Here is a 16,000-nt window from a genome sequence, read left to right on the forward strand (position 1 = left end):
GCCGTATAACTTCTGAGCACATCGACCAATCGGCTTGACAGGATCTGCTCAACCTTTATACCCTTTTTTATATTTAGAATATATACAGGTGCATTAAGCTGCACCTGTATATAATAGGCTCTGCCGCTTAGCGGATTGTGGAAAGAGCTGTGGACCAAGGGATCAGTTGATCCAGCATTTGATTGACTGAATCCTCTTGTACTTCTTTTGGTTTGAACTGATTGCCATTTTCAAAGTCTGTGAATAAAGACAGTGCCGGATGTACGCGGACGTCAGCTACTGACAATTCACCCAGAATGCCGCGCAAGTGTTCTGCAGCTCGCGCCCCGCCTACTGAACCGTAAGAAACGATTCCGGCTGCTTTATTGTTCCACTCAACACGCAGGTAATCCAGTGCATTTTTCAGTGCGCCTGTGATAGAGTGGTTGTATTCCTGCACAATGAAAATGAATCCGTCCTGGGCGGCAACGATTTCTGACCATGCAGCAGCCCCAGAAGCATCTGCGCCCGCTTCGCCAAGCAATGGAAGCTTGTAGTCAGCGATATCAATGATGGTATAGTTCGCGTCACCGCGCTTGTCAGCTACTTCTTTCACCCACGCACCTACTTGCGGGCTTACCCGTCCTTCACGTGTAGAACCTAGAATGATACCAATGTTTAATTTTGTCATTGTTTCTTCCTCCTCTTTTTTTGTTCCAAATAGTTTATTTAGAAAACCCATAGAATAGCTCCCCTTCCAACATATCTCCAGAGCCTGGGGGACAGGTACCTCGGCTCATTTGGGCCAATATGTCTGTCCCCTTGGCTCAACATATCTCGAATTCGAGATATGTTTTCAAAAAAAAATTAAATGCGTTCTGCCCTGCAGCCGATTTTTTTCATTAAATCAATCGTTTGATTGACTTCATCCGCACTTAACTCATCAAACACTTCACCCATTTTGCTTTCATGCCGGGGAAAGACATGATCCATCAAAGCCTTCCCCTCAGCTGTCAGCACCGCATATATGACCCGGCGGTCTTCTGGGCACCCCTGGCGCCTCACATAATTTTTCTGCTCTAATTTATCCACCACGTAGGTAATGCTGCTGCTCGAGATCAAAACTTTCCTGCCAATCATCTGAATAGGCTGATCACCCTTATGGTATAAGAGCTCAAGAACAGAGAATTCCGTAGGATTCAAGTCGTAGTTGGCTGCATCTTTGCGAATCGCTTCTTGTATAGCTTGGGAAGCACGTAGTATGACCGTTACAGCTTTCAACTTATCATTCATACGTTTTTCTCCTTAACCGGCAGCTCTTCCATTTCAACTCTTAATTATGCTGCTGGATTTACTTCTAGTTCCACTTTGATTTTAATATCCTTGCCTACAAGTACGCCTCCAGTTTCAAGTGCTGCGTTCCAAGTCAGGCCGAATTCTTCACGGTTGATTTTTGCTGCTGCTTCAAAGCCGTATACTTCAACGCCCCAAGGGTTTGTTCCTTTGCCGCCGTATTCTACATCAAAAGTGACCGGCTTTGTCACGCCCTTGATAGTTAAATCGCCTGTTACTTTAAAATCATCGCCGTCTTTTACGATGTTTGTTGATTTGAAATCAATCGTCGGGTAGTTTTCAACATCAAAGAAATCAGCTGACTTCAGGTGGTTCTCACGGTCCTCGCTGCGTGTATTAATGCTTGCAACATCGAATGTGAATGCGATTGAAGCTGTTGTCAGATCTGTTAAATCTGCTGCTTCCACATCTGCTGTATAAGAATCAAAAGAACCCTTCACCTTTGAAACCATCATGTGCTTCACTTCAAAACCTACTGCTGAATGCGATTGATCTACTGTCCACTTTGCCATTTAAAATCTCCTCCAAAATATAATTTTTATTTATCTCGAATTCGAGACATGTTGTCAAAAAAATAAGCTGCGATGTTTATTCCGAAATAAATTATCTTTAATTCGAGATAAATTTATCATATATTGGGAATGGAAGTCAACAACTATTTAAAAGATTTTTTTTTGAGCCATGGGGACAGGTACCTTGGCCCATTTTTAAGGAGAGAGCCAAGGGACCTGTCCCCTTGGCCCACTGTTAGCGCTGAGAAGGCCAGGTTCCTTGCATCTTCCTTAATTGAATAATCTGCCCGGTATGGTAAGCATCGTGCAGCATGATGTCTAAGAGTTTTTCTTCAAGGTCATTTTGTTCAAGCCTTTCAGGCGTAATCCGGATGATTGCTTTCCTTACGCTGTGATGGGCCAGTTCTGCCCGTTCTATGACTGCTTTCCATACCTTTTCATCATTTACTTGGCCGGTGAGAGCAAAAGTTTCATCACCATCAAGATTTCGAGTCCACTCCCGTCCCGCTAGATTCGCCGCAAGTCTCTCTTTGTAATAGATAAGATGGTTTACATTCTCCCATATGGATTTTACCGCAGCCCCTTCCGGCTTCCAGCTGGCCTGTTCAGCGGATAGCCCTTCTATGGCAGGCTTCAATGGCGCATACCAGTTCTCCTTGTTGAAGGTAGTATCAAGCATCCTTAACAGAAATTCAGTTCGGTTCATTCCTGTCCTCCTTTTAAAGGCTGATTCAGTATAGAATTTCACCAAAACGTTAATAAGTCCTGCTTAAATAGCAGACAAGGCGAAAGGTCACTTCCCTTGCTCCTCTTCATTTTCTTTTTTCTTTTCTGACATCAAGTAAGCAAATGTCACCCCTACCGCAATAAGGGAAGCAATCACAGAATAGCGGAATATAGTAAAGAAGTATTCTGCGTATGGCGTTTCGATAGTTGAAGTGTATCCCTCCAAATTGGTTCTTTCATCTACCCTTTTCATAAAAGCCACCAATATAAAAAATGGAATAATAAATGAATAGATTCCTGTTTTCACTAAGATTTTTTCCATGGAAATCCCCTCTCTTTTGTTCTTTATTTCTCCCTAAGCTGACCATCCGGCACCCCGGCCGGCATAAAATTGTGATCACCTTTTGGCCCAGCAGCAGCCATGAACTTTAAGGCAGGCTGCTTCTTAATCCGGCTGCCTGCTTTCAATCTCAACATTCTGTTCAGCAAGCAGCGAATAAAAGGCGCTTCTCTTCACATTAAATTCACTTTGCAGGTCAAATTTATGTGTCCCGGCATCTTTTATATGAAACTCTAATCTATAGGGAACTCCGTGTTTGCTTATTTGTGTGACTTTTTGAATGCTGTCCCATTCAAAGTTCTGTTCGCGGGCAAAAGGCGCCTTTACCTTTAACCCCTCCTCGGTCAGATAAGAATGGGTTTGAAAAGACTGCCAAAGGAAGAAGACTGCAATCGCAGATAAGAGGATATTGGATAGAATCAGCAGAGGCTAAAACTTTGAATCGGCTATACTTAAAAGTAAAGCCAGAATAACAAAGAGGATGGAAGATCCGATGATAAACAGGAGATATGCTGTCTTAGGTATACTGAAAAACAGATGATAATCAGGCTGAAAATAAAACTTCTGAATTGCATTAACGCCTAAAACACTGATTGGCAAACAACTGACGGCTAATATCAGGCCGAGAGCAAAAAACTTCGGCTTTAAATCTTTTCCTTGTATAACTTCCAAAAAAACCACCCGCCTTTTTTCTTTTGACTAATTTATACGGACACAAGCTCTAAAGGTTTCCAATTTTTGGGTCATTTATTTTTCGGTATAAAAAAAAGCCGCCTTGCTGGCAGCAAATGGACAACCCGTAATTTCACCTTTTTTCGCTATCATAATTGCAATCGTCACCCATTGTTCTTCCTTGATTACCAAACAGGCCAATAGCAACAGCTACCCCGATTTCTACAGCATTATCTCTGCTAACCAGCTTATACACTCGCCCGTAAACCTGTTGGGACCTAATGGCCAATCGAATGCAGGATCTGTCTAATATTCATAAGCTCCAACGCAATCATTACACTGGATAAGGCGATAACTGCCAAACAAATTACTTTTATGAGATTGTAAAGTTTATCACTCAATAAATTCTCTCCCTTCTTTAGACTAGATGCCACATGGATAGGGTTTCTCGGTTCTCAGCAAAATGGGCCACGGGACCTGTCCCCTTGGCTCATTAATACATATCCTTCTGAGTAAAGTTCCAGAATGCCACAGCCAGGCAGGCAGCCGTCCATACGGCAAGGATGATCAATGAAAATGGCAGTGTCATTCCTTCTATCGGCGGTGCCTGGCCTTCCAGATAGTTGATCAGATCAAAGTTCAGGTTCACCAGATACTTGGAGCTTGTCCAGCTCGACCCGATGGAACTCAACAGGGTGCCGGCGATTAACACCGCCATCATCGCGCCTATTCCAGTCGCTGTGTTTTTCACGAGCACAGAGATCATGAGGCTGATGGTTCCAACCACAGCAGTTACCACCCAGGCAAGCCCGACTGTCATGAGCAAGTACTCCCACATCGGCAGGGTATGGATGAATTCTGTTGAAAATTCGCCAGTGGCCGAAACCTGGAATCCGGTTAATATTGGGGCTGTCCATCCGTCATAGCCAAGTATGAGTCCTGACACGGCATAACAGACAATCACCGTTGCCGCCATAAGCAGTGATGTATACAGCAAAACGGTCAGCCATTTGGCCATCAGGATTTTCCACCGTCTGACAGGCCGGGACAGCAAGGTTTTGATGGTGCCGTCATTGTACTCCCCGCTCACGATATCAGCCATGATGATAATAATGAATAATGGCAGGACAAGTGTAAGTCCCTGTGAGAAGAAGATTCGTATAAACGTAGGGGCCCCGGGATAGTTCGGGTTGATATCATTGTCGAGATAATATTGCTTTTGCTTGAGGTCAAATTCCAGGAACTCCCTGAACTCGTCCTGGATTCCGCTTGATGCCAGCCGGTTTTGCCGGTCGACAATCTCCTGCTGCAGGTCCACCCTCCAGTCCAGAGTGCCCTGCTTTTCAATTTTCTCCTGTATCTCCCGGTATTGTGCGTATGTAAACATGGAGACCAGAATGATCAAAATAAGTATGACAACCGGCAAGCGTTTTTTGGAGGCGATTTTCATTACTTCATTGCGGACCAGGCCCGCCATATTCGGATTAGACAATATGATCGCCTCCTGTCAAACTAATAAATAGGTCTTCCAATGTCTGCACTTTTCTTTCGATTGTCCATACCTCAATACCAGCTTTCAATAAGGCTTCATTCAGAATGAAAGTTTTACTTTCGTCCATAAGCGTGTGGATTGTATGGTCATCGTACAGCTCTGCAGCCTGGACATGGGGAGACTCATTCAAAATGGCGAGCGCCCGGAAAGAATCACTGACTCTCCAGTCCACACCTGATGACAGGGAATTGACCAGATCGCTTACGCTGCCGGTCTTTACAATCTTCCCGTGGCTCATTATCGCCACACGATCGGCCAGCAGTTCAATCTCACTTAAAATATGACTCGATACAAGAACGGAAAGACCTGTTTCATCGACCAGCTTCCTGATGAATGTGCGAAGATCTTTTATTCCCATAGGGTCCAAGCCATTTGTAGGCTCATCCAGTATAAGCACATCAGGACGGCCTAACAGGGCTTGTGCAATTCCCAGGCGCTGCCGCATACCCAGCGAATAGGTCCGCACCTGATCATCAACCCTTGCTGTCAGATCAACCAGGTCAATGACTTCCTGTATCCGTTCTTCATCGACTCCAGGCAGCATCCGCGCAAAGATCTGCAGGTTTTCGCGGCCGCTTAAATACTTATACAGCTCAGGATTTTCGACGATGGAACCGAGGCGCTGCATCGCCTTCACAAATTGCTTTCCGACATCAAAGCCGCAGATCTCAACCTTCCCGGACGTTGGCTTGATGAGTCCGACAAGCATCCGGATGGTAGTCGTTTTTCCGGCGCCATTTGGACCCAGGAACCCAAATACTTCCCCCGGATAAATCTCAAATGATATTTGATCAATAATCGTCTTCTTTCCTATGATTTTCGTTACATTTTCCAATCTAACAGTTGGTTTTACGCTCATAGCATCACCCTAAGTTCTATTTTAGCGAAAAAATCAGGCAGTGACTCTTTTGAATACTCAATAAAGGAAAAGATTGATACAATCAAGATAGAAGGAGAGGTCAAACGATGAAAAAATGGAAATGGCCGCTGTTTATCACACTATCCCTTGGCTTGACAGTTCTGTTTGGCTACGGCCTTGTCAGCGCCTATATGGATATTACCAATCCTCCCCAGGCGCAGATATTGGCGAAATCAGAAGAAGCGCCTGCTACCCCGGGCGACACTTATATTGCACTCGGAGATTCATTAACAAGAGGTGTTGGCTCATCAAAAGGTGAAGGCTTTGTCTCGCTGACCGGGAATCAGCTCAAAGAGAATAACCTCGTTGAACGCTATCAGAACCTTGGCATAAGAGGCGCCAGAATCGAGGACCTGCTGGAGCAGCTGGAACAAAAGGAAGTCCAGAGAACGCTTAAAGAGGCCAAAATCATTACTATTACAATCGGGGGAAACAACCTGTTTAACAGCGGGGAAATCTTCAGCAATTATTCAGAAGAGACCGCGCTCGGCATCCTGGAAACCGAAATCCCCAACCTGGAAAAAGTCTTTAAAAACATTCGCGAAATCAATCCCGATGCCGTCACCCTCTATACGGGGCTGTATAATCCATTCAAGCAATCACCAGACGGAGAATCATTCGATTCTATCATACAAAAATGGAATGAATCAGCCCGCACACTGGGCTTGAAATACGGCATTCAAGTCGTCGATACCTTCAATCTCGTCATTGATGCCAAACGCGACCTGTCCAGCGATGTCTTCCATCCGAATGACACTACTTATCAGCAGATAGCAGATAGTACGTATCTTATCATTGAAAAAAGCATTGTTGAATGAGCCAGGGGGACAGGTCCCATGGCCCAGCTTCACAAAGGGCCAAGGGACCTGTCCCCTTGGTTTTTTATTAACTCTATAGATTGTAAATCTCCGTAGCCTGCGGTTGGGAAAAGTTCAACCAGCCTTATTAGCAATTCTTTTGTTGATAGATCTTTATGTTTATAAAATACTTTACTACTGCATTGTCACGTTCAGCATTTCTGAGTATATGTTTATCGCTTGATACATAACCGGAATAAGTTCGCCAGATGGTTTAGTATGCCGGATTAGCACCTCATTGTATGCCGAATAATATGGACCTAAATTCAGTTCAATCTGATCGACCTTAAATTCATCCTCACGGAAACAACAGGGCCACAGGGACAGGTCCCGCGGCTCAAATGAAAAAAGATCCAAGGGACCTGTCCCCTTGGCTCATGTTTTAGGAAATGTAAATCCTTCACCGAACACATCCCGCACATCATGCACCACGACGAAGGCTTTTTCATCGATCTGCTGGATCATCTTCTTGAGAAGGAAGAGCTCCTGCTTGTTTATGACCACGTAGAGTATGTCCTTGGATTCTTTGGAGTAGTGGCCCCGTGCATTAATGATGGTGGCTCCCCGGTCCATTTCGGCGCTGACTCTTTCAGCAATGCTCTCAGTATAGGGGGAGATGATGGTGACGGCTTTCCGGGTGTCAAAGCCGTCGATTAGATAATCAAGAATTTTGGTGCTGATGTAGATGGAGATCCCGGTGTACATGGTATTCTCAATCCCAATGACAAAGGCCGATCCGAGAACAACGAGAATGTCGAACACGAACATGGTCGTGCTCACGGCCCAGCCGAATCGCTGGTTGAGCATGCGGGCAACAATGGTCGACCCGCCCGTCGTACCGCCGGATCGGAGCACGATTCCAAGGCCGATGCCAATGAATACACCAGCGAATACCGTACCCAGCATGATATCCAGCGAGCGCCCCATATCTTCTGTGAAGTGCAGGAATACAGATGTAAAGAAGATGGCAAGCAAGGTGTACCACGTCACCCGCTTATTAAGCACTTTATAGCCGATGGCAAGCAGAATCCCGTTCATCACAAAGTTCGTGTAGCCCGGGGACCAGTCCAATACATAAAAGAGGGTCATGGAGATCCCCGTCACGCCGCCCTCGCCCAGCTCATTTGGGATTGCGAACAGATTCACCCCAAGTGCAAAGAACAGGGATCCGATAATAATCAAGATAATTTCTTTTGCTGTCGAGTTCATACGATCACTCCGTTCCTTTAGAATACCAGAATACTATAGCATAAAGGAAAGGCCGCGGTGGAGCCAAGGGGACAGGTCCCTTGGCCCATCCTCAAAAAGAGCCAAGGGACCTGTCCCCCTGGCTCTTCTTATTTTGGTGTTCAAGTAATATACTGTTATCACAAATCTAAAATAAGAGGTGTATCCGTATGAGTGACAAAAAAGCTGTCTTAGATCACGGACCTTTTTTTCATGGCACGAAAGCAGCCTTAAAAATTGGAGATTTATTAGAACCGCAGCACATATCAAATTACCAGGATAAAAAATCAAATTATATATACTTTACTGCAACATTGGATGCTGCCAAATGGGGCGCTGAATTAGCAGCATCCTCTTCAAAAGAAAGAATTTATATTGTAGAACCATTAGGTGAGTTTGAAAATGATCCAAACTTAACTGACAAAAGATTTCCCGGCAATCCGACTCGCTCTTACAGGTCTAAATCCCCTTTGAAAATAACAGCAGAACTAAGCACATGGGAAAGACATTCCGACGAAGAAATAAATCATATGCTAGCCTCTTTAAAAAAGCTGCGTGAACAAGGAAAAGCTGTTATTTACGATTAAAACAAAGGCCACGGGGACAGGTCCCGTGGCCAAGCTTCAAAAAGAGCCATGGGGTCTGTCCCCGTGGTTCTCCACCATAAAGGTAATAACGACAAATAATAAAAATGCCAGCAGGAGCAGTGTGCCGCCCACGATGAAAAAGACCATGACAAATGTTTCATTCAGCTGAAAGGGATTTAAGTTGTACATCCACATGCCTGCGGTCAATCCCAATGCTCCCGCCATTCCCAGCATACTATGGATGGCTACCAGCTTTTTATATTTAATCTTATAAGCTTTATAGAATATTCCCCATGCGAATACGGAAAGCCAGCCGACCAGCAGAATGTGCGCATGGACCGGCCTGAGGGCATAATCCATCTGACCTGCCATATGAGACCCCAAATAAGTGCCAATGACGCCAAAGATGGCAGCAAATCGAATTAACCGCAGACTCCAGATTTGTTCCATTTTCCTCTCCCCCACTATGCTTTTTTATATAACTGGAAGGGTGATTGTGAAAACCGTCCCCTCACCAGGCTTGCTCGCAACACTGATTTTCCCATCATGCAGGTCGATGATCTGCTTGACGATCGAGAGACCGAGGCCGGTCCCTCCTTTCTTCCTCGCTGAATCAACACGATAAAAACGGTCAAAGATCTGATCCATCTCTTTCTCCGACATCCCTGCCCCCGTGTCTTTAAATGTAATCACAAGGTCTGTTTCTCTTTTCTCCAAACCAATCCACATGCTGTCTCCCGGACTGCTGTACTTGATGGCATTGGTCATGAGATTATCCCATACATTCGTCATCAGCTCGGCATCATATTTGAATACACAATGTTCGAGATTATACGAGACTTCTATTTCTTTTTCCTCTATCAGCCATTGATACCTGCGGATTGCCTGTTTAATCTGCTTATCTGCCCGCACCTCTGATACCTTCATAGGGTACGCGTTTTGATCCAAAGAGGTCATAATCAATAATTGTTTGGTCAAATGAGAAAGCCGCTTTGATTCATCATTGATGATCTCCAAATACTGTACCCGTTCAGTCTCATTCACATCTAACTTCAAAAGTTCGGCATATCCCTGAATATTCATAAGCGGTGACTGGAAATCATGGGATACATTGCTGATGAAGGATTTCCGGGCTTCATCATTATGCTGTAATTGCCTCTGCATGGTGGTGAAGCTTTGTGCAAGCTGGCCAATTTCATCCCGGCGATTGATCGTCAGGTCATAATGGAAGTTTTCACGGGTCAACTCTTTGACCGCCTCTGTCAGCTGTGTAATCGGCTGGATCAGATGCTTGGCAAACCAAATCATTCCGATGATGCTGACGACCGAAACAGCCAGAATGAACCAGGCAAGAATCATATGGATATCAGAGAAAAGCAGTTTGTTATTTGGGCGGATAAACAATGCGAACTGCTGGCCATCAGAAGTAAACGGCACCCCGACCGTATTCCCTACATCATTAGAAAAGTGGCCCATCATAAAGGATTGGCTGGAATCGTCACTCATCCCGTGATAAATCTCTTTTTTATCCAATACTTTCCGGGCTTCCCCTGGAAGATCTGTCTTCGAAAACGCCTCTCCAAAAAACTGTTTTTCCCCTTCCTCATTCAACACGAGCACTTGATATCCCAGCTTCCCTACCGATTCCAAATAGGATATCAGGGCAGTTTGGTGGCCTGGCATTCCTTCGATGCTCGAGACGATCTCCTCTGCAATCTCGACATTCTGGCTGTCGATCTTCTGCTTGGTCGTGGCCGTGTATACCCAGTTTGCCAGGAAGAAACCGGTGATAATACTGATAGCCAGGATCGAGAGGGCAGCAGCGACAAACTTCCGGTACAGCGTCCTCATCCGATAGCCTCCAGCTTATAGCCAATCCCTCTCACGGTTTGAATCTCAACCGTCGCCCCATGTTTCCTGAGGCGATCCCGGATCCGATTGATATGGGTATTCAGTGTTTGTTCGCTTCCTTCATAATCAATTCCCCATACCTGCTCAATCAATAAGGCCCGCGGGGCAATCTTTGGAATGCGGGAAGCAAGAATGCTCAGCAATTCAAATTCTTTCAGCGGAAAAAGAATCGTCTCCTGATTGATCATCACCTCAAAGTTCTTGCGATCCAGCACCATATTCCCCGCCTTGATCACTGTTTCCATTGCCCGCTCCATCCTCCGCAGGACAACAGCTACACGATACAACAGCTCCTTCACCTCGAAGGGCTTAACAATATAATCTTCCGATCCGGACAAGAAGCCCCGCTCCTTATCATCCAGCTGTCCCTTTGCCGTCAAAAGAATCACAGGTATATCATAATCCTCTGACAAAATCTTCGTCAGTTCGAACCCGTCCATTCCCGGCATCATCACATCGACCACCGCTAAATCAACGTTCATCCCTTCTAATATCTTCAAAGCTTCTTCTCCATCATTCGCTTTGACTACCTGGTACCCTTTCCGGCTCAAATGGATGGAAACAAGCTTTTGAATATAGACATCATCATCTACAACCATGATTTTCATGAACGGACCTCCTATTGGCGAATACGGCGGACTGCCTTCGCCATTGTGCTATTGATTATTATGAGAGGTCTGATGATCTTTCTCAAATGCTAATATCAAAGCTGGCAGCAGCACTCCCCGAACCAGGAAAGTATCCATCAGGATACCGACTGCGACCATGAAGCCAAATACGAATAAATCAGCAATCGGCATCGTTGTCAGGGCCGCAAAGGTGGCAGCCAGGATAATACCAGCAGATGAAATCACTCCGCCCGTATTGGTCATGGCAATTTCCAGGGCCTTTTTTACACCATGGGCCTTTCTTTCCTCCATAAAACGGGAAACAAGAATGATATTATAATCCACTCCCAATGCCACCAGGAAGATAAAGGCATAAACAGGCACGCGGGTGCTTATCGCATCGAAACCGAACAGAACATCTACCAGGAAGCTTCCAAGACCCAATGCAGAAACATATGACAGCAGGATAGTCCCCACCATATAAATAGGCATTTTAATAGAACGGGTAAGGGCTATTAGGAGACCCAGAATTAAGACCGTTTCAAGGATCATGATCATCACAATATCTTTATTATTTACATTTCTCTCATCAACCAGCTTTGCCGTAACTCCTCCATAATACGCTTCCCCGTCAATAGAAAGATTCCGGAGCATTTCTGGTGATGACTCCTGGAGATTCTCCATAAAATCAATTGCCTCTCTTGAATAGGGATTCATCGATAAAGCCACACTCAACTTTAAAGCATTGCCATCCTCAGTTTGTCCATCCTTCCGGACTGATGCGATGCCGTCCAGACTTTCCAATTCTGCTTTGATTTCGTCCGTCTTTTCCTTCGACAGGGACTCACTGCTTTCAATGAGCAAAGTAGAAGGAGCAAGCTCTCCCTTATCAAACTGGGACTCCACAATTTCATATCCGACTCGGGACGGCAAATCTTCAGGGAACTTCTTCACTGTATCGAATTCAAACTCAATGTTCATCACATTGATTGCTGTCACAACCAGGAAAATCCCTGTCAAACCGCCGCTAATCCATGGTTTTCTGACCACCAGCCTTGCAATCGATTTCCAAAACGTGTGTTTCAGACCCTTTTTATCCCCATATTTCGGCACCTTCGGCCAAAACGCCTTACGTCCAAATAGGGTAAATAACGCAGGTACAAGCGTAATGGAAGCAAGCATAATAAAGAACATGGCCAGCCCGAATACCGGGGCAAAGTTCTGATAATCACGGAAATTAGCGAAAAATAAGACCAGCATGGCGGCCATCACTGTACCGCCCGCGAAAAAGACTGGCTCACCCGTAGCGCGCATGGCATTTTTCATCGCCGTATATTTACTCTCCACTTCATTAAGCCCTTCACGATAACGGGAAAACACAAATAAAGAATAATCAATAACAGCCGCGAAGAGCAGGATGCTCATAATGGAAGTCGTCGAGTTATTGATTTCCAGCCCGGCAGCCCCCATCAGTGCAACACTCTGATTTACCACCTGGTAGACGATGATCGTAGCCAGAAGCGGGATGAACGCCAGCAGCGGCGAACGATAAATGACAATCAGCAGCACCAATACAATCACAATCGTTGCTAGCAGCAACACGACATCTGCCTGTTCAAACAGCTTCGTTGTATCTCCTGCAATTCCCGCTGGCCCTGTAATATAGAATTTTGTGCTTTCTAATGTATCCGCAATTTCATTGCCGATTTTTGATGCTCTATCGTTAATTTCTGAATAATCCTTGCTTCCAAGACCTTTTTCCAATTCCATCGGGACAATTACCGTTGATTCATCTACGGAAATGAACCCTTCCAATGCCTGGGGAGGAAGCTTGCTGATATCAACGATTCGATCAATCCCTTTAATATCTTCTGCAAGAATTCCTTTCACAATCTCATTGACTTCATCTAATTGAATATCACCGGATTTATTATGAAAAACTAGGATTCCTGGGGTTCCCTGCTCATTTGGAAATAACTCCTCTATCTTATTCTCAGCAATTATCGATGCCGCCTCATCAGGGAGTGATTGAAAATTACTCACTTTATAGTCGCCAAGCTTTGGCCCGGCACTTAAAGCTATCATCAGCACCAGCCAGACTATGATTGTGATCCACATCCCCCGTTTTGTTGATACCCAGTCTGTAATAGGGGTCAGCCATCTTTTCATTACATAGCCTCCTTTTTATTATTTGCTCCCCATTATAAATTTCTAATATAAATTCAATATCAACTTTTGTTTACAAAAAAGGCGCCTGGCCCCTCATACTTCAAAGAGGGACCAGGCACCTTTTTATAAAATTACTCTTCAAGCTAAATACGGAGATCGAAACTCCTCAACAAACAGCCCCGCCTCCAGGACATTCCTCCGGGCTTGGGGGCAATCCTTATTCGTACCAATAAACATATAATAGTCATAACCAAAATGAACAAAAAACTCTTTTCTGAAGCTTAATTTACACCAGACAGCTTCCCTCAAGGTTAACCTCGCCATTTCCGTGATTTCTTCTTTCCGGACGGCTTTCCCTATCCAGATATCTGAGAGGAAAAGCAGTTTCTCCTGGACCGCTGCCGCTTCCGTCCACATCTCAAGAGCATTAACATAAAGTCTGTCCACGCCCGCCTCATCCATAAAAGCAGTGATGGCTTGAATGTAGTTTGTTTCAGTACGCAAGTATTCCTCTTCACCGACCTTGGTGCCTACCTCTGAAAAGCTAGTCCATTCGCTGTCATCGAGATAATTGCCGTATGCATCCCTTTTTTGAGGATCATATTTTGTCACTCTATAATAATTCACTATGCACCTTCCTAACGTTGGGGTATGGGGAAAGTGCCAAGGGTTCAGGTCCCCTGGCCCTACTTCAAAAAGTGAGCCAAGGGACCTGTCCCCCTGGCTCCTTCAATCTTGTATGGTGATGCCGGGACATCGCTTTTTTAACTCAGCAATAAACTCCCTTTTCTCTTTTGGCGAAATTTTTATGCTTCCGAAGGCTGTTGTTTTGTTGAAAATTTCAAGGGCATCCCTCGATGACAGTATTCTGTAGCCAGTGAAAATATCATTTGCAGGAGATACCTTTATTATATTTTCGTAAGAAATCCTGCTTCTAAACGGCCCGCCTTTTATAAATAAGCAATCTTTATAGAAAATATATTTAACCGAAAAAGCAGTCCATAAAATAAAACCCGTCACTATCAGGAATGTTGAAGCAAGTATCAGAACCGCTGGCAATTGAGTGCCGCCTTCAATGAATAATGGGAAGAATGAGACAAAAGCAATCACGAGCACCGCAGCCAGAATTAAATTAGTAAAGTAAGCATCTATTTTTGAATGAAAAACCATAAAAAGCACCTCCCATAAATAAATATCTTATTATATACGTTTTAATAAAATGAAAGTTTCAGACTTGGTGGGTGACCCAAGAGGCCGGGGGGAGAGGCCGGGGGGACAGGTCCAGTGGCCCAGCCTTAAAAGTGAGCCAAGGGACCTGTCCCCTTGGCCCAAGGAGGCAGCGGGCCCACCCGGCAGCCCAGCCCACCCCCGGCCCCTATCTTCCATCCGCCACGATATGGATGTCTATGTTGGATGTTTCTCTCATGATCATGTTGACGATGGATCCTTTTTTGATTTCCTCCCATCGGGTCCTGGCTGACTGGCCTAAGAGTATTTGGGTGACATTCAGTTTTTTTGCTACTTCAATGATGACAGCTGCAGGTTTTCTGCTGCGTTTCTCTTCTAATATTATTGTCGCGTTAAACTGTTCTGCGAGCATTTGCCATTCTTTTATTTTCTGCTCATTAACCGGACTGCTATCACTGCGTTTTTCTGCGGTTACATTCAGGATGTATAGTTCAGCTTTCATCCTATGGGCCATCCGCCAGCCCCGCCTTATTAATTTTTCGGCAGTGGGGCCGTATTGGACGCAGACAAGTATTTTCTCGTTCACACCGATAGGGCCGTTTTCGAGGCTGCCGCTGATCTGCTCGATCCTTTCATCAACATCGTTGGCAATCTCCCTTAGAGACAATTCACGCAGGGCTGATAGATTATTAATCGTAAAGAAATGGGACAGGCTTTGTTCGATTTTCTCTGGTGCATAAATCTTTCCGTCCGAGAGTCTCTTCCGCAATGTTTCCGGCGGGATATCAATCAGCTGAATTTCATAGGCCTTTTGCACAAAGGTGTCCGGGACCCGCTCTCTTACCTTAACCCCTGTAATTTGCTGGACGATATCATTGACGCTCTCGAGATGCTGAATATTCACGGCAGAAAAAACATCAATCCCGGCATCGAGGATAAGGGAAACATCCATATACCTTTTTGGATTTTCAGATCCGGGGATGTTAGCATGAGCCAGCTCATCGACAATGACAAGATCTGGTTTCCGTTCTATGATGGCCTCTACATTCAGTTCATAAAACTTCTTCCCCTTATAGGGAATAATTTTTATAGGAACCTGTTCAAGGTCTTTGATTTGCTCCTCAGTCTCTATACGGCCATGGGTCTCTATGAAGCCAATGACCACATCTTTGCCCTCTTTCTTCAAATCTGAAGCATCTTGCAGCATTTTATAAGATTTGCCGACTCCAGGGGCTGCCCCTACATATAATTTAAGTTTTCCGCGGCTGGATTCAGTGATTTCATGAAGAATCTCTTCAGGTGTTCTTCTTCTAAAATAAGGATGATTTTGTTTCATTCCCGTCACCTCGATTCAAGATCCGCATACGCAAAAGGCACCCTAACCAATATGATTAGGGAGC

General features: G+C 44.9%; 18 protein-coding genes and 1 pseudogene. 2 read left to right on the forward strand and 17 right to left on the reverse strand.

Going from position 1 to position 16,000, the window contains the following annotated elements:
- Positions 1 to 127: 127 nt before the first annotated feature.
- The 8 genes from N288_RS23515 to N288_RS23550 form a co-directional block, all read right to left on the reverse strand.
- Positions 128 to 721, reverse strand: coding sequence for an NADPH-dependent FMN reductase (locus tag N288_RS23515; protein ID WP_009794591.1), 594 nt, complete (start codon positions 719 to 721; stop codon positions 128 to 130).
- Between the two features lie 125 nt (positions 722 to 846).
- Entirely contained in the window at positions 847 to 1,272 is a 426-nt protein-coding gene (locus N288_RS23520) for a MarR family winged helix-turn-helix transcriptional regulator (RefSeq protein ID WP_009794592.1), read from the reverse strand.
- A gap of 44 nt (positions 1,273 to 1,316) precedes the next feature.
- Positions 1,317 to 1,844, reverse strand: coding sequence for a YceI family protein (locus N288_RS23525; protein ID WP_009794593.1), 528 nt, complete (start codon positions 1,842 to 1,844; stop codon positions 1,317 to 1,319).
- Positions 1,845 to 2,079: 235 nt separating this feature from the next.
- Positions 2,080 to 2,550 carry a DinB family protein gene (locus tag N288_RS23530; protein WP_022544593.1) on the reverse strand — a complete coding sequence of 157 codons (471 nt, stop codon included), beginning with the start codon at positions 2,548 to 2,550 and terminating at the stop codon, positions 2,080 to 2,082.
- Between the two features lie 87 nt (positions 2,551 to 2,637).
- Positions 2,638 to 2,892 (reverse strand): hypothetical protein, encoded by a 255-nt coding sequence (locus N288_RS23535; RefSeq protein ID WP_009794595.1) that lies wholly within the window; start codon positions 2,890 to 2,892, stop codon positions 2,638 to 2,640.
- Positions 2,893 to 3,339: 447 nt separating this feature from the next.
- Entirely contained in the window at positions 3,340 to 3,582 is a 243-nt protein-coding gene (locus tag N288_RS25450; RefSeq protein WP_022544595.1) for a hypothetical protein, read from the reverse strand.
- A gap of 493 nt (positions 3,583 to 4,075) precedes the next feature.
- Positions 4,076 to 5,074 (reverse strand): ABC transporter permease, encoded by a 999-nt coding sequence (locus tag N288_RS23545; protein ID WP_022544597.1) that lies wholly within the window; start codon positions 5,072 to 5,074, stop codon positions 4,076 to 4,078.
- Entirely contained in the window at positions 5,067 to 5,993 is a 927-nt protein-coding gene (locus N288_RS23550; protein WP_022544598.1) for an ABC transporter ATP-binding protein, read from the reverse strand. The genes N288_RS23545 and N288_RS23550 overlap by 8 nt, the downstream gene beginning before the upstream one ends.
- Before the next feature lie 107 nt (positions 5,994 to 6,100).
- On the opposite strand from N288_RS23550, the gene N288_RS23555 reads away from it, so the two are divergent.
- Complete coding sequence (locus N288_RS23555) at positions 6,101 to 6,871, forward strand: SGNH/GDSL hydrolase family protein (protein WP_009794601.1); 771 nt, start codon at positions 6,101 to 6,103, stop codon at positions 6,869 to 6,871.
- 29 nt (positions 6,872 to 6,900) lie between these two features.
- On the opposite strand, the pseudogene N288_RS25600 reads toward N288_RS23555, so the two are convergent.
- Positions 6,901 to 7,216: pseudogene (locus N288_RS25600) on the reverse strand (hypothetical protein); the annotation flags it as partial.
- Between the two features lie 69 nt (positions 7,217 to 7,285).
- Positions 7,286 to 8,119 carry a YitT family protein gene (locus N288_RS23565; RefSeq protein WP_009794602.1) on the reverse strand — a complete coding sequence of 278 codons (834 nt, stop codon included), beginning with the start codon at positions 8,117 to 8,119 and terminating at the stop codon, positions 7,286 to 7,288.
- 188 nt (positions 8,120 to 8,307) lie between these two features.
- Between N288_RS23565 and arr the strand changes: the two genes are divergently transcribed.
- Positions 8,308 to 8,724, forward strand: a complete 417-nt coding sequence (arr, locus tag N288_RS23570; RefSeq protein WP_009794603.1) for an NAD(+)--rifampin ADP-ribosyltransferase — start codon at positions 8,308 to 8,310, stop codon at positions 8,722 to 8,724.
- 36 nt (positions 8,725 to 8,760) lie between these two features.
- On the opposite strand, the gene N288_RS23575 is transcribed toward arr, so the two are convergent.
- The 7 genes from N288_RS23575 to kdpDN form a co-directional block, all read right to left on the reverse strand.
- Positions 8,761 to 9,174 (reverse strand): hypothetical protein, encoded by a 414-nt coding sequence (locus tag N288_RS23575; RefSeq protein WP_022544600.1) that lies wholly within the window; start codon positions 9,172 to 9,174, stop codon positions 8,761 to 8,763.
- Positions 9,175 to 9,198: 24 nt separating this feature from the next.
- Positions 9,199 to 10,575: a sensor histidine kinase gene (locus tag N288_RS23580; protein ID WP_009794605.1), complete on the reverse strand. Its 1,377-nt coding sequence runs from the start codon at positions 10,573 to 10,575 to the stop codon at positions 9,199 to 9,201.
- The gene (locus tag N288_RS23585) at positions 10,572 to 11,243 is read right to left on the reverse strand and encodes a response regulator transcription factor (protein WP_009794606.1); all 672 of its coding nucleotides are present in this window, start codon (positions 11,241 to 11,243) and stop codon (positions 10,572 to 10,574) included. The genes N288_RS23580 and N288_RS23585 overlap by 4 nt, the downstream gene beginning before the upstream one ends.
- Positions 11,244 to 11,291: 48 nt before the next feature.
- On the reverse strand, positions 11,292 to 13,412 hold the full coding sequence (locus tag N288_RS23590; protein WP_009794607.1) for an MMPL family transporter: 2,121 nt from the start codon (positions 13,410 to 13,412) through the stop codon (positions 11,292 to 11,294).
- Between the two features lie 138 nt (positions 13,413 to 13,550).
- On the reverse strand, positions 13,551 to 14,039 hold the full coding sequence (locus N288_RS23595; protein WP_022544601.1) for a hypothetical protein: 489 nt from the start codon (positions 14,037 to 14,039) through the stop codon (positions 13,551 to 13,553).
- 102 nt (positions 14,040 to 14,141) lie between these two features.
- Positions 14,142 to 14,582 carry a PH domain-containing protein gene (locus N288_RS23600; protein ID WP_009794609.1) on the reverse strand — a complete coding sequence of 147 codons (441 nt, stop codon included), beginning with the start codon at positions 14,580 to 14,582 and terminating at the stop codon, positions 14,142 to 14,144.
- Between the two features lie 205 nt (positions 14,583 to 14,787).
- The gene (gene kdpDN, locus N288_RS23605; protein ID WP_009794610.1) at positions 14,788 to 15,936 is read right to left on the reverse strand and encodes a KdpD-like non-kinase potassium sensor; all 1,149 of its coding nucleotides are present in this window, start codon (positions 15,934 to 15,936) and stop codon (positions 14,788 to 14,790) included.
- Positions 15,937 to 16,000: the final 64 nt, after the last annotated feature.

The sequence above is a fragment of the Bacillus infantis NRRL B-14911 genome, assembly GCF_000473245.1.
Lineage (GTDB): Bacteria > Bacillota > Bacilli > Bacillales > Cytobacillaceae > Bacillus_AB > Bacillus_AB infantis.

Bases quoted from the DNA above. Each gene is read 5' to 3' on its own strand.
- N288_RS23530 (WP_022544593.1), bottom strand. From the start codon at position 2,550: ATGAACCGAACTGAATTTCTGTTAAGGATGCTTGATACTACCTTCAAC.
- N288_RS23580 (WP_009794605.1), bottom strand. From the start codon at position 10,575: ATGAGGACGCTGTACCGGAAGTTTGTCGCTGCTGCCCTCTCGATCCTG.
- N288_RS23515 (WP_009794591.1), bottom strand. From the start codon at position 721: ATGGGTTTTCTAAATAAACTATTTGGAACAAAAAAAGAGGAGGAAGAA.
- N288_RS23525 (WP_009794593.1), bottom strand. From the start codon at position 1,844: ATGGCAAAGTGGACAGTAGATCAATCGCATTCAGCAGTAGGTTTTGAA.
- arr (WP_009794603.1), top strand. From the start codon at position 8,308: ATGAGTGACAAAAAAGCTGTCTTAGATCACGGACCTTTTTTTCATGGC.
- N288_RS23555 (WP_009794601.1), top strand. From the start codon at position 6,101: ATGAAAAAATGGAAATGGCCGCTGTTTATCACACTATCCCTTGGCTTG.
- N288_RS23585 (WP_009794606.1), bottom strand. From the start codon at position 11,243: ATGAAAATCATGGTTGTAGATGATGATGTCTATATTCAAAAGCTTGTT.
- N288_RS23535 (WP_009794595.1), bottom strand. From the start codon at position 2,892: ATGGAAAAAATCTTAGTGAAAACAGGAATCTATTCATTTATTATTCCA.
- N288_RS23600 (WP_009794609.1), bottom strand. From the start codon at position 14,582: ATGGTTTTTCATTCAAAAATAGATGCTTACTTTACTAATTTAATTCTG.
- N288_RS23590 (WP_009794607.1), bottom strand. From the start codon at position 13,412: ATGAAAAGATGGCTGACCCCTATTACAGACTGGGTATCAACAAAACGG.
- N288_RS23550 (WP_022544598.1), bottom strand. From the start codon at position 5,993: ATGAGCGTAAAACCAACTGTTAGATTGGAAAATGTAACGAAAATCATA.
- kdpDN (WP_009794610.1), bottom strand. From the start codon at position 15,936: ATGAAACAAAATCATCCTTATTTTAGAAGAAGAACACCTGAAGAGATT.
- N288_RS23575 (WP_022544600.1), bottom strand. From the start codon at position 9,174: ATGGAACAAATCTGGAGTCTGCGGTTAATTCGATTTGCTGCCATCTTT.
- N288_RS23565 (WP_009794602.1), bottom strand. From the start codon at position 8,119: ATGAACTCGACAGCAAAAGAAATTATCTTGATTATTATCGGATCCCTG.
- N288_RS23520 (WP_009794592.1), bottom strand. From the start codon at position 1,272: ATGAATGATAAGTTGAAAGCTGTAACGGTCATACTACGTGCTTCCCAA.